Raw genomic sequence first — 13067 nt, 5'->3', positions numbered from 1 at the left:
CAATCAGGCTCGCTGATAGCCCAACGAGGGCGGGCTGCAAAGGCCGGACTTGCCGCGGAGCTCAGGGCAAGTGGTCACATGAGGCGGCGGGGCGGCACGCCTCAGGCTGGTCCGTCCTTTTCGGCCGCCTCCGCCGCAACGTCCCCGTCCAGTGTTCCGGTCAGGCGGAAGCCGATGCGCTTCGGCGGGGCATCCGGCTTTGCCTTCGGAATCGCGCGCAGCATGACGCCGAGCTGGGAGACGTGCTGGATGAGCTGCGCGCGGATGCCGCGCGGGTCCATGCCGTAGAAGGTGACGATATCGGGATCGAAGTACCCGATCCCCCTGATGCGCATGAGGTCGCCGCCGCTGCCGGTGATCGCGATGGCCGCCTCGTGGTCCTCGTCCAGCCCCTCTTCGAACTTGCGGATGTAGAGGGCCAGTCGTTCGTAGGCCCAGCGGGCCGGGCTCTTGCGCTCTGGAGGGGTGGCGGACATGGCAGCGGGAAGCGGCTCGTCCTCGATCCCCGGGTCGCCGTCCTCGGTGCGGATGGCGACGGCACGGGGGAGGGCGGCGGCCTCTTCGGCTTCGGCGGCGGTTTTGATGTGGTCTGTCATGATCGGGAAAAGAGATAGGCCCCGTCAGCGCGACGTCGACGCACCGCGCGGCCCGATTGATGCAGGCAATTGAGATGCGCCATCGCCTCCGAGATCGCGAGACCGTATTCCGCCGGCCCGATCGTGCGCTTGAAGAGCGGCGCGAAGCACTCATGGGCGGTCCGCGGTTCGGTCAGGTGCGCCTCCAGCCGCTCGAGGGCGCCCTCGTGGTTGGCAATGAGCGCCGCGATGCGGGCGGGCAGGCCGGTGAACGGCAGCTTGTGCCCGGGAAGGACAAGCTGTTCGGGCGTCGCATGGGGGGCGAGGCGATGACAGGAGGCGAGGAACTCCGCGACGGGATTCGCCTCCGGCTCCGTCGGGTGGACGCCGAGATTGGGGGAGATCGTCGGCAGGAGCTGGTCCCCGCCGATCACCACCTCGGCCGCCTCGTCGAACAGGCAGGCATGCTCGGGCGCATGTCCGTCCCCGCAGCGCACGACCCAGCGCCGTCCCCCGAGGTCGATGCGATCCCCTTCGGCGATGCGCCGGAATCCCAGCGGGATCGGCGCGACGGCATCGGCAAAGTTGAAGGGCCGGCTTGCCTGACGCTCGGCAAGAGTGTCCGCGTCCATGCCGAGGGAGCGCCAGAACCGGACGGTCTCGGGCGGCGGCGTCGCCTGCTCGTCGAGCCGGAGCATCCGCGCATAGAGATAGGCGGTTCGCGTCGTGACGATCTCGGCGCCGTCCCCGGCGAGGCGGCCGGCAAGGCCGACATGGTCGGGGTGGTGATGCGTGAGAAAGACGCGTCTGATCGGCCGGCCGGCCAGCGGGCCATCGCGAAACGCGTCCAGCGCGGCGCGGCAGGGCGCCGTGTTCACCCCGGTATCGACCAGCGTCCAGCCGTCCGTCTCCTCCAGCGCGTAGATGTTGACGTGATCGAGCGCCATGGGCAGCGGCAGGCGCGCCCAGAGGATGCCGGGTGCGACCTCCACGGCCTCCCCCGGTCCCGGCGGCTCGGGAAACGGGTAGCGCAGCGGGTCCGGCGGACGGGAGGCGCGTTCAGGCCGCAAGATCGTCCAGGCTGAGCGCGTAGAGCGTTCCGGCGCCTTCCTTCGCTTCGGCAAGGAGCGACTCGTGTTCGGGCAGGAGCCGGGAGACGAAGACCTGGGCCAGCGTCGCATGTGCGCCGCCCGCCCGCGCGGCGCGCAGGTGGCAGTGACCGCCCAGCACGCGGGCGAAGGCGCGCAGGAACGGTGTCGCGCCGGCGAGACGGTCCTTCCCCTCGAGGGCGACCATCGCCTCGACCCCTTCGCGCAGGTTCTCGGCGGCGTGCCAGACGGGTTCGGCAAGCTCTGGCATCTCGGCCCGCGCCGCTTCGGCCTCCGCGGCGATCTCGTCGATCAGGGCCAGGGCCGCCTCGCCGTTGTCGGCCATCTTGCGGCCGACGAGGTCCATGGCCTGAATGCCGTTGGTGCCTTCGTAGATCGCGGTGACCCGCACGTCCCGGAAGAACTGGGAGGCGCCCGTTTCCTCGACATAGCCCATGCCGCCATGGACCTGGATGCCGAGGTCCGAGACGGCAATGCCGGTATCGGTGCCGTAGGCCTTGGTGATCGGGATCAGCAGCTCGGCGCGTGCGCGCCAGCCTTCGTCCCCGGTGGCGCGGGCCATGTCGAGCGCGACGGCGTTCATCAGCGCGATGGACCGGGCCGCCCGGATCTCCGCCTTCATAAGGGACAGCATGCGGCGCACGTCGGGATGCTCGGCGATGGTGCCGGTGCCATCCGCGCGGCCCTGCTTGCGGTCCATCCCGTAGCTCAGCGCCTGCTGCCACGCCGCTTCGGCCACGCCGATGCCCTGTGCCCCCACGCCGAGGCGTGCGTTGTTCATCATGGTGAACATCGCCGCCATGCCGCCCTGTTCGGGGCCGACGAGCCAGCCCTTGGCGTCCTCGTACTGCATGACGCAGGTGGGAGAGCCGTGTAGGCCGAGCTTCTCCTCGAGGCTGACCACGGAGACGCCGTTCGCGACACCGGCATTGCCGGCCTCGTCCGGCAGGCGCTTCGGCACGAGAAAGAGGCTGATCCCCCGTGTGCCCTTCGGCGCGTCGGGCAGCCGGGCGAGGACGAGATGGCAGACATTGTCGGCGAAATCGGTGTCGCCCCACGTGATGTAGATCTTCTGACCGCTGATCCTGTAGGCGCCGTCGCCGTCCGGAACCGCTTTCGTCGTCAGCGCGCCGACGTCGCTGCCCGCCTGGGGCTCGGTCAGGTTCATCGTTCCGGTCCATTCGCCGGAAATGAGCTTCGGCAGGTAGAGCGCCTTGATCTCGTCCGAGGCATGGGCGGCGATCGCCTCGATCTGGCCCTGCGTCAGGAGGGGGTTGAGCTGAAGCGACAGGCACGCTCCGCTCATCATGTCGTTGACGGCTGTCTGGATGGCGATGGGCAGGCCCATGCCGCCGTATTCGGGATCTGCGCTGAGGGAGACCCAGCCGCCTTCGGCAATCGCACGGAAGCCGTCGCCGTAGCCGGGGCTCGTCCGGACGACGCCGTTCTCGAGCCGTGCGGGATGCGTGTCGCCGGGGCGCTGGAGCGGGGCGAGGACCTCGGTGCAGACCTTTCCGGCCTCCTCGAGAATGGCCTCGGTCACGTCCGGGCCGGCGTCCTCGTAATGCCCGGTCTCCCGGACCCGGTCGAAACCGGCAACGTGTTCCAGAAGGAAACGGATATCGTGCGTCGGGGCGCGATAGGGCATGGGCTGGTCACTCCTCCTCCGTCATCCGTCCCCCCGCCGGCGGTCCCTCCCGGCTTGGCGCCGGAGATCCAGTGGCTTAAGAGCGGATGATCCGAACCCTAGCACCCGTCCCCGGCCTCGCTAGGGCAAACGCAGCGTCACGATCGCGAGGCACCGACGATGGACCGGAAGACCGCGCTCCTTGCGTCCGATGCCTCAGGGATCGCCCGCGCGGCAGAGCTTCTGCGGCAGGGCGGGCTGGTCGCGCTGCCCACGGAGACGGTTTATGGCCTCGGCGGCGATGCGACGAATGGTGAAGCCGTCGCGGGCATCTTCGCGGCAAAGGGACGGCCCAGCTTCAATCCGTTGATCGTGCATCTGCCGGACGCGCCCGAGGCCGGTCGCTACGCCGTTTTATCCCCCGAGGCGGAGGCACTGGCGGAGCGGTTCTGGCCGGGCCCGCTGACCCTGGTCCTGCCGATGCGGGCGGACACGGAGCTTTCGCCCCTCGTCTCCGCCGGCCTGCCGAACGTCGCGCTCCGGGTGCCGGCGCTGCGGCTGGCCCGCCAATTGCTGCGCGAAACCGGGCGGCCGGTGGCAGCGCCCTCCGCGAACCGTTCGGGGCGTGTGAGTCCCACGCGGGCGGCGCATGTGATGGACGGGCTTTCGGGTCGCATCGATGCGGTGCTCGACGGCGGGCCGGCGGATGTGGGCGTGGAATCGACGATTCTCGGGCTCTGGGACGTGCCGCGGCTCCTGCGGCCCGGCGGGCTCCCGGCCGAGGAGATCGAGGACGCGCTGGGCCGTCCCCTCGCTGGGCCGCCGGACGCCGGGGCGCCCGCCGCGCCCGGCATGCTCGCCTCGCATTACGCGCCCGGCGCGTCGGTGCGTCTCGGGGCCACGGGCATCGAGGCGGGCGAGGTTCTGCTCGGGTTCGGGGACGCGCCCGGGGCAGCGATGAACCTCTCGCCCGGGGGAGATCTGCGGGAGGCGGCGGCGAATCTCTTCGGCTATCTTCGGGATCTCGACGGAATGGCTCCGGTCATCGCCGTGTCGCCCATTCCGGAGACGGGCCTCGGGCGCGCGATCAACGACCGCCTTCGCCGGGCCGCCGCGCCGCGCTGAGACGGGTGCGGCCCGTATCGCTCAAAGATCAGGCGTGGCCCGCCATCGACGAGAGCATCCGCGGGTCGACGCCCATGGTCTCCACCGCCATCTTCCACTTCGCCTCGCTGTCCTCGGCGAAGACGAGGTCCGGCGTCGCGTCGCATGTCAGCCATCCGTTCGAGGCGATCTCGTGTTCGAGCTGACCCGGCCCCCACCCGGCATAGCCGAGCGCCAGGAGCGCGCGCCCCGGGCCGTTGCCGCGGGCGATGTCCTCGAGAATGTCGAGCGTCGCGGTCATGCCATAGCCCTCGCCGACCGGCATGGTCGACTCGCTCTCGACGTAATCGCCCGAGTGGAGAACAAAGCCGCGACCGTGCTCCACCGGACCGCCGACATGGATGCGGATGTCCCGCTCGGGCGGCGTGGGGGAGAGGTCGAGCTGCTCCAGAAGGTCGACGAACTCCAGCTCATCCGCCGGCTGGTTGACGACGAGACCCATCGCGCCCTCGTCCGAATGGGCGCAGACGAAGATCACGGTCTTGTCGAAACGGCTATCGTCCATGCCCGGCATGGCGATCAGGAGCTTGGCGGTGAGGTCGGTCATTTCGGTCATGGTGGTAAGGATGGGCTTCCGAGGGTGTCGCGGCAAGGGCACCCCGGCGAAAGGTGTGGGCCCCGTAGCCGATTTGTGAGTTTCCCGTGCGGGGGCGGGCCGCTAGCTTCGCGCCCATGATCACGCCCCGCCTCCTTCGTCCGGCCCGTGCCGCACTGGCCGCCGCCTGTCTGTCCCTTGCCGCGCTGCCGGCGCACGCGAACGGTCCCGAGGAGGGGCTTCGCGCCGCGCGCATCCTGCCGGGCTGGGTGGAGGCGGACGGGCGCCGGATCGTCGCCCTCGAACTCGATCTTGCGGAGGGGTGGAAGACCTATTGGCGCAGCCCCGGCGAGATCGGCCTGCCGCCGCGCTTCGACTGGACCGGATCGGGCAACCTCGTCCACGCCGAGCCGCTCTGGCCGGAACCGACGATCTTCCGGAGCCGCCTCGGGGATGTGATCGGCTACAAGGGCGAGGTGATTCTCCCCATCGCCCTGCAGCCGGCGGAGCCAGGCGCACCGATCGAGCTAGACGCGCTGGTGGAAATCGGCGTCTGCGCCGAGGTCTGCGTTCCGGTGTCGATGCACCTGACTGCGCGGCTGGACGGGCACGGCGCCTCCGACCCCCGCATCCGGGCCGCTCTCGCCGATCGTCCGGCGCGGATAGCGGCCGATGCGCGCTGCAGGATCGATGCCGCGGGGCGCGATCTTGCGCTGACAGCCGCCATAGCTGCGCCCGATCTCGGCGGGGAGGAGACCGCGATCGTGGAGACGGGCGATCCGAACCTCTACGCGATCGGCACGGAATCGGAGCGCCGGGGCGGGACGCTCCACGTCCGCTCGACGCTGGCCGGAGGCACCGCGGGGGTCAACCGGGGTGCGCTTCGCTTCACGCTGGTGGGCGCCGGCGGCGCGGTCGAGATCCTGGGCTGCACCGCGAACTGAGGCTTACGCGGCGAGCCGGCGCCGTCCCGCGATGGCGATGGCTGCCATCGCGATCAGGTAGGCCGCGATCACGATCCCGAACGTGCCCGCGATGAACAGCCCGAGCGCCGCGCCGGATCCTGCACCCTCCATCCCGGCGGCTGTCGCGAGCGGCGGCCAGATCCCGCTCAGGACAAGCGCGTGCCCGAGCGTCGCCGCGAACAGCGCGAGCGTCCCGAGGCCCGCAAGCGCGACCGCCGCAGTGACGCTCCGCCCCCGCCCCGGCCGACCGACGGCGCGCCTGAGCGCCACCTGCTGCCGGCGCAGGTCATGCTGCACCGCCAGCATCGCCGGCACCGCGATCAGGACGAGAATGACGCCGAAGCCGAGACCGTAGACCAGCGTGACGACCGTCGGTTTCAGGAACTGCGCCTGGCTCGACGGCTCGTAAAGGAGGGGCATCAGGCCGAAGACGGTGGTCAGCGTCGTCAGCATCACCGGGCGGAGCCGGTCCACCGCGCCGTCCACGATGGCGGGCCGGAGGCCGCGCTCGGCGGAATATTCGTCCACCGTCGTCACGAGCACGATGGAATCGTTGATGATGATGCCGGACATTCCGATCAGGCCGACCACGGTGAACATCGACATCGGGATGCCCCACGCCGCATGTCCGTAGATGGCGCCGATCAGGCCGAAGGGGATGACCGCCATGATCAGGAGCGGCCTCGTCCAGGAGGAGAAGACCCAGGCGAGGGTGAGGAAGATCCCGAGAAGGCAGAGCCCGAAGCCGAAGGCCGCATCCGCGAGGAAGCTGCGCTCCTGCTCCGCGAGGCCGGACAGGTTCCAGCCCACGCCGAACTCCGATTCGATGCGGGGCAGGATGTCCTCCTGAAGGGCGCGCGTGACCTCGGCGGCGGCGGCCGGGTCGTCATCGGCGATCTCGCCATAGACCGAAACGACGCGCAGGCCGTTCTCCCGCCGGATGGAGGAAAAGCCGCTCTGCCGCTCGACGTTGACGATGTCGGCGAGGGGAACGTAAGCGCCTTCCGGCGTCCTCAGCAGGGTCCGGTCGAGGAAGTCGGCGGTCAGCTCGTCCTCGGGCAACTCGACCCGGATCGTCGCGCTGCGATTGCCGTCCGGGTAGGTCGCGGCCTCGATCCCGTTGAGGCGATTGCGCAGGGCGAGGCCCAGCCCGTCGATGGTAAAGCCAAGAGCGGCGCCCTGCGGCGTCAGATCGAGGATCTGCTCCTCCTTGTCGTAGGAGAGCGTATCCTCGAGGCCGGAGACCTCCGGGAAGGCGCCCGCCTCCTCCTTGAGCCGCTCCGCCGCGGCCTTCAGGGTCGCCGTTTCCGCGCCGTAGAACTGCACGTCGAGGGAATCCCCGCCGGGGCCGCCGTAATTGCCGCGGAAGCTGATCGTCTCCAGCATCGGGTGGCGCTCCACCGCGTCCTGAAGGCGGCCGACGAACTCGAAGCTGGAATAGGGGCGTGCGTCGGCGTCGATCAGCTCCACCGCGATCGAGCCGAGCTGGTAGCTTTCCTTGGTCTCGGTGGAGGCAAGGCCGCGGCCGGTGTTCCCGCCGATCTGCGCGATGGCGTAGTCCACCGGGTTGGTGCCGAACTCCTCCTCGTAGCCCGCCCCGACCGCCTCCACCGCGGCCTGGATCGCGCGCATCTGGTCCAGCGATTCCTCCCGCGTCGCGCCCGGCGCCATGGCGAAGTTCCCGTCCACGGAACCTTCCTCCGGCGCCGAGAAGAAGCGCCATTGCACGGATCCCGCCACGAGCTGCGACATCTGGAGCGCCAAGAGGACGACGAGCGCGGCAAGGACAGGGTACCGCGCCCAGAGGACGAAGCGCATCACCGGGCGGAACGCGCGCTCCTTCACCCAGTCGAACCCGCGGTTCACCTGGCGCGACGGCCAGTCGTACCAGCGGTCCGGCCCGCCGACGGAATGGGCCATGTGGTTGGGCAGGATCACGAAGCACTCGACGAGCGAGGCAATGAGAACCACGATCACGGTATAGGGGATGTCCGCGATCATCTCTCCGAAGCGCCCGCCGATGGCGGTGAGGCCCATGAAGGCGATGATGGTGGTGACCGTGGCGGAGAAGACCGGCCCCGCCATGCGGGAGGCCGCGGTGGCGGCGGCGACGTCCGGCGGCTCCCCGAGCGTCCGGGCGCGGAAATCGGCGTGCTCGCCGACGACGATGGCGTCGTCCACCACGATGCCGAGGGTCAGGATCAGCGCGAAGAGCGAGATCATGTTGAGCGTGAGGCCGGCGGTGTACATAAGGAAGATCGCGGCGCACATGGCGACGGGGATGCCGGCCGCCACCCAGATCGCGGTCCGCGCGTTCAGGAACAGGAACAGCAGTCCGACGACGAGGGCGAGACCCGTCAGGCCGTTCTCCAGGAGGATGTCGAGGCGGCTGGAAATTTGCTCCGACCGTGTGCGGATGAGGTCGATGGAAACGCCGCGGGGCAGCGTGGTCTCGAGCTCAGCCGCGACCTCCTCGACGGTGCGCTGGATCCCGATCGCATCTCCCGTGGCGGAGCGGGCGACGCTGACGGAGAGCGCCGGATTGTCCCCGACGAAGTAGCCGATGTCGCGGGCGGCGCCCTCCACGGAAATCGTCGCGACGTCCCCGATCGTGAGCTGCGAGCCGTCCGTGTTGGAGCGCAGCACGATGCCGGCAATGGCCTCGGGCGTGCGTTTCGCGGTGCCGGTGCGGATGCGGGCATTGGCGCCGGCGACATCCCCGGCCGGGCTCGCGTCGGCCTCCGCGGCGATGGCGGCCCCGATCTCCTGCATGGTCACGTCGTTGCGGATGAGCGAGGCCGTCTGAACCTCGATCAGCGTGTTGGGCGCGGCGATGCCCCGGATCGACGTGCGCGTGACGCCCTCGGCGAAGAGGCGGGTGATGAGCGTGTCGGCGATCCGGCCGAGCTGCTCGACGCCGATGGGGCCGGTGATGATCGTGTCCGTCACCCTGTCCCGCCAGGCGGAGCGGGATACCGTGGGCTCGTCCGCATCGTCGGGCAGGTTGGTCACGCCGTCCACCGCCTGCTGCACGTCGTCGGTCGCGCGGGACATGTCCCAGCCGGGCTCGAATTCCAGCTCGATGCGGGCGCGGCCCTCGGAGGCGCGGGATTCGCTTTCCGCCACGCCTTCGATGGCGAGGAGGGCGGGCTCCAGCAGCGCGACGATGGCGCGGTCGACATCTTCCGCCCCGGCTCCGGTCCAGGTGACGTTGACGTCCACCTCATCGCTGACGATGTCCGGGAAGTACTGCGCCCGCATGTTCGGGAAGGCGGCGATGCCGGCCGCGATCATTAGGACGAGGATCAGGTTCGCCGCGGTGCGATGGCGAGTGAAATAGCCGAAGAAGCCGCCGCGTTGTCCTGCCATGGCGTTCAGCCTCCCGTCCGGGCTTCGATGCGCGCGACGACGGAGGCGGGCACGCTTTCCTGCTGCAGTTGCGCGAGAACGCGGGCGCGGGCCGCCTCGGGCATGGCGCCCATGTCTTCCACCGCCGCGATCAGGGCGGCGCGGCGTTCGGGCGTCAGGGGGATGGTGCCCTCGTCTGCGCCGGGCTCCGCGCTCCCCGTGCCGCGGGAGGCGACGTCCTCGGCGGCAGGCGTTTCGCCCGCCGCCTCGCGCTCGGCGGTGAGGTCCCGGACCTTGATGCCGGGACCGACGAGCGGGGTGCGCTCGGCCACGACGCGAAGGCCGGCCAGATCGGGGGCGCTGACGATCACGTCGTCGCCCTGACGCCGGAGCAGCTCCACGGCGGCGAGAACGAGGCGCTCCTCCTCGTCCAGGACGAGGACCGTGTCGTCGGACGCAACCGCGGTGGAGGGCAGGCGGGAGACGTCTTCCAGCGCCGGCTCCTTGACATGGACGGTGACGAAGTCCCCCGGCCGGAACCCCGCGAATTCGGACAGGCGGGCGAACAGGAGCCGCCCGGTGACCCCCTCCCCAACGGCGGCGCTGACGCGGGAGAGCCGGCCTTGCGCCTCGAGCCCCAAACCCAGGACATCGAGCGTGACGCGCACCTCGGCATCCCGCAGACCTCCCTCTTCGTCGAGGAGGCGGGCATATTGCGCGGTGGAGATGCGGAAGGCGACCTCGAGCGCGTCGGGGTCGATCAGCGTGGCGATCTGCTCGTTGGCGGTGACGAGACCTCCCTCGACGACAGCGACATCGGCGAGCGTGCCGGTGAAGGTCGCGCGGATCTCGGTATCCTCGAGGGCGCGCTCGGCGGCTGCGAGGGCCAGGCGGGCGCGGGAGAGGGCATTGCGGGCGGTTTCGACCCGCGCTTCCCCGTCCGCCTCGGATTGTCGCCGGGTGAGGATGGACTGGCGCGCGCTCGATTCGGCGAGCGCCGCCTCCTCGACGGCGGCCGCCGTGCCGATCCCGCGATCCTGAAGGTCCTGCTGGCGCTGGAGCGCGGCCTGCCTCAGCTCGGCCTGCGCCTCGGCGGCGGCGCGCTCGTCACGCGTGATCTCCACCGCGCGCTCGGCCTCCCGAAGCTCAGCCTCCGCCTCGGCCAGATCGGTGCGGGCGTTGTCGAGCGCGGTCTCCGCATCGAGGGGGTCGATCCGGGCCAGAAGCTCCCCTTCCTCCACCGTCGCGCCGTCCTCGAAATTGTCCGCGAGTTCCACGATCCGCCCGGCGAGGCTGGCGCGGATCTGAAGGGTGCGGCGGCTCTGGACGTTGCCGAAGGCGGTGAGCGTCGGCGCGATCACCTCCGGCACGATCTCGGCGGTGTTGACGGCGATCACGGTTTCCTGCCCCGGCCTCTGGCGAACCTCGCGATTCATCCGCTCCTCCACCGCGCCGCGCAGCAGGCCGCCGGCATAGGCCAGAAGGCCGAGCGTCGCGGCGAGCAGGAACAGGCCGGTCAGGGAACGTCCGAGAAAGCGCATGTAATTCCGTCCTTCCGAATGCAGCGCAAGGGTAGAGGTGGCTGCGGGCAGGTCATAGCCCTGACGTGACCAACGCACGGACACGTCAACTCCGTCGCGAACTCTGCCTCGGAATCGGTTTACTTTCTGCGAAGATGTTCATCGAGACGGGGCATGATCTCGACGAAGTTGCAGGGCCGGTGCCGGTAATCCAGCTGGGCGGCAAGGATCCTGTCCCACCCGTCGCGGCAGGCGCCGGGGCTTCCGGGCAGCGCGAAGAGGAAGGTTCCTCCCGCCACGCCGGCGCAGGCCCGGGACTGGACGGCGGAGGTGCCGATGCTGTCCATGCTGACGAGGGTGAAGATCGTGCCGAAGGCGTCGATCTCCTTTTCGTAGACGTCGCGATGCGCCTCCACCGTCACGTCCCGGCCCGTCAGCCCGGTCCCGCCGGTCGAGATGATCGCCTCGACCGAGGGGTCCGCGATCCAGTTCAGAAGCTGCCGCGCGATGGCGTCCCGGTCGTCCGCGACGATGGTGCGCGCGCAGAGGATGTGACCGGCGGATTCGATGCGTTCGGCCAGGGTGTCGCCGGACCGGTCATCCTCAGGGGTGCGCGTGTCCGAGACGGTCAGGACGGCGATCCGGACGGGAATGAATGCGCGGTCGCTCACAGCTCGAACCATGTCGGCGCCGGGCCGAGGTTGTTGACCGAACTCGTGCCGATGGTCCCCGAACGGCCCCAGCAATCGTGGATATGACCGCAGACCACGAGTCTCGGCTGGATGCGTTCGATGGCATCGCGGAGGGCGACCGAGCCGACGGAGCCCTTGCCGTCGATCACGTCGGCGACGCCCTTCGGCGGTGAATGCAGAACGAGGATGTCCGCGCTCCCGATCCCGGCGAGCGCCGTTTCGGCCTCCTCCTCGGTCAGGTCCCACGACCCCCATGGCAGCGGGGGCAGGGGCGGGATGCCGCCGCCGAGGCCGGCAATCGTGACGCCGTTTCTGGTGCAGGTCTCTCCGTGCAGCACGGTTGCCGTCGTCGTATCTCGCAGGGCCGTCAGCGACTCGTTGTTGCCGGGGACGAAGACGGACTTGGCGGCGAGGGGGGCAAGCGCGTCCATCACCTCCGTCAGCCCCTCGTGGGAGGTGGCGAAGTCGCCCGCGCCGAGGACGAGATCGGCCTCCTCGGCGGCCTCGATCAGCCCGGCGCAGGCCTCCAGATCTCGGTGAACATCGGAAAAGGCGAGGATTCGCATGTGGATCGCTCCTGGGGGATCGCGCCGCGCGGGCGGGGCTCGCCCGAGAGACTATGCCGCCGTCGCCCCCTGTCCAGCGCCTCAGCCGCGCAGGCGGGCCTGAAGCGACAGAAGGTCGGACCAGGCCTCGCGCTTCGCGTCGGGCGTGCGCAGCAGATAGGCGGGGTGGAACATCGGCAGGGCAGGTCGCCCTTCCACCTCCGTCCAGCGGCCGCGCAGGCGCGACACGCCCCGGCGGCCCATCAGCGCGTGGCAGGCGATGTTGCCGGCCAGCACGATGACGTCCGGGTCCGCAAGCTCGACATGCCGTTTCACGAAGGGCACCATCATGGCGATCTCCTCCGCATCGGGGTCGCGGTTCTGCGGCGGGCGCCAGGGCAGGATGTTGGTGATGTAGAGGCCATCGGGTCCGTCCGTCTGTCGCGCACGGCCGATGGCGGCGAACATCCGGTCGAGCAGTCGGCCGGCCTTGCCGACGAAGGGGCGGCCTGCCTCGTCCTCCTCCCGGCCCGGCGCTTCGCCGATGACCATAATCCGGGCCGCGGGGTGTCCGTCCGAGAAGACCGTGTGCCGCGCACCCTTCTTCAGATCGCAGAGCTCGAAGGCCTCGAGCGCCCCCCGGAGCGCGCCCAGATCGCTCGCGGCCGCGACGGTGTCCCGCGCGGCCTGGACGGGATCCACCTGTGGCTGGACGATCGGCGCCGGGGGCGCCTCCGCCTTCGCCTCGGCGCGGGTGGGCGGCGCGGCGGCCGGTTTCGGGGCGCTCGGTTCTTCCAGCGCGTACCGGTCGAGCGGGGACTCGGAGATCGTCTCGTCGACCCCCAGTTCGACCTGCCAGGCCAGCGCCGCGAGCGCGGCTTCATATGTCAGACCCTGATCCACGCCCTCACCGCTAGCTCATCTGCGCCGGCGCTGGAAGCGGGCCGTTGCCCCGACCGCCCGGCTTTGACATAAGCTCGGACCGAG

The 13067-nt window shown here is 70.2% G+C and carries 11 protein-coding genes; 2 read left to right on the top strand and 9 right to left on the bottom strand.

Features of this window, described 5'->3' with window-relative positions; translation table 11 throughout:
* Positions 1 to 101 precede the first annotated feature (101 nt).
* Genes RM543_RS01370 through RM543_RS01360 form a run of 3 tightly spaced genes read right to left on the bottom strand, consistent with a single transcriptional unit; the run spans position 102 to position 3332 of the window.
* Positions 102 to 596, bottom strand: coding sequence for a DUF6173 family protein (locus tag RM543_RS01370; protein ID WP_311688911.1), 495 nt, complete (start codon positions 594 to 596; stop codon positions 102 to 104).
* Positions 593 to 1645 carry an MBL fold metallo-hydrolase gene (locus RM543_RS01365; RefSeq protein WP_311688908.1) on the bottom strand — a complete coding sequence of 351 codons (1053 nt, stop codon included), beginning with the start codon at positions 1643 to 1645 and terminating at the stop codon, positions 593 to 595. Before RM543_RS01365 ends, RM543_RS01370 begins: the two co-directional genes overlap by 4 nt.
* A complete protein-coding gene (locus RM543_RS01360; protein ID WP_311688906.1) occupies positions 1635 to 3332 on the bottom strand; it encodes an acyl-CoA dehydrogenase family protein in 1698 nt (565 codons plus the stop codon). The genes RM543_RS01365 and RM543_RS01360 overlap by 11 nt, the downstream gene beginning before the upstream one ends.
* Before the next feature lie 159 nt (positions 3333 to 3491).
* Between RM543_RS01360 and RM543_RS01355 the strand changes: the two genes are divergently transcribed.
* A complete protein-coding gene (locus RM543_RS01355) occupies positions 3492 to 4436 on the top strand; it encodes an L-threonylcarbamoyladenylate synthase (protein ID WP_311688904.1) in 945 nt (314 codons plus the stop codon).
* 28 nt (positions 4437 to 4464) lie between these two features.
* Here RM543_RS01355 and RM543_RS01350 read toward each other — a convergent pair whose 3' ends face one another.
* Positions 4465 to 5031, bottom strand: coding sequence for a YqgE/AlgH family protein (locus RM543_RS01350; RefSeq protein WP_311688902.1), 567 nt, complete (start codon positions 5029 to 5031; stop codon positions 4465 to 4467).
* Between the two features lie 116 nt (positions 5032 to 5147).
* Here RM543_RS01350 and RM543_RS01345 point away from each other — a divergent pair, with 116 nt between their 5' ends.
* Entirely contained in the window at positions 5148 to 5954 is an 807-nt protein-coding gene (locus RM543_RS01345; protein ID WP_311688900.1) for a protein-disulfide reductase DsbD domain-containing protein, read from the top strand.
* 3 nt (positions 5955 to 5957) lie between these two features.
* Here the strand turns inward: RM543_RS01345 and RM543_RS01340 are convergent, their stop codons facing one another.
* The 5 genes from RM543_RS01340 to RM543_RS01320 all read right to left on the bottom strand — a co-directional run bounded on the left by RM543_RS01340 (position 5958) and on the right by RM543_RS01320 (position 12983).
* Positions 5958 to 9344: an efflux RND transporter permease subunit gene (locus RM543_RS01340; RefSeq protein WP_311688898.1), complete on the bottom strand. Its 3387-nt coding sequence runs from the start codon at positions 9342 to 9344 to the stop codon at positions 5958 to 5960.
* 5 nt (positions 9345 to 9349) lie between these two features.
* Entirely contained in the window at positions 9350 to 10864 is a 1515-nt protein-coding gene (locus RM543_RS01335; RefSeq protein WP_311688896.1) for an efflux RND transporter periplasmic adaptor subunit, read from the bottom strand.
* Positions 10865 to 10983: 119 nt separating this feature from the next.
* The gene (moaB, locus tag RM543_RS01330; protein ID WP_311688894.1) at positions 10984 to 11526 is read right to left on the bottom strand and encodes a molybdenum cofactor biosynthesis protein B; all 543 of its coding nucleotides are present in this window, start codon (positions 11524 to 11526) and stop codon (positions 10984 to 10986) included.
* Entirely contained in the window at positions 11511 to 12101 is a 591-nt protein-coding gene (locus RM543_RS01325; RefSeq protein ID WP_311688892.1) for a metallophosphoesterase family protein, read from the bottom strand. Before RM543_RS01325 ends, moaB begins: the two co-directional genes overlap by 16 nt.
* Positions 12102 to 12182: 81 nt before the next feature.
* Positions 12183 to 12983 (bottom strand): uracil-DNA glycosylase, encoded by an 801-nt coding sequence (locus RM543_RS01320; protein ID WP_311688890.1) that lies wholly within the window; start codon positions 12981 to 12983, stop codon positions 12183 to 12185.
* Between the last annotated feature and the right edge of the window lie 84 nt (positions 12984 to 13067).

The sequence above is a fragment of the Tropicimonas omnivorans genome, from assembly GCF_031846565.1.
GTDB classification, from domain to species: Bacteria; Pseudomonadota; Alphaproteobacteria; order Rhodobacterales; family Rhodobacteraceae; genus Tropicimonas_B; species Tropicimonas_B omnivorans.
Note: the sequence above shows the minus strand (reverse complement) of the source record. Positions and strands in the feature narration are given on the sequence as shown.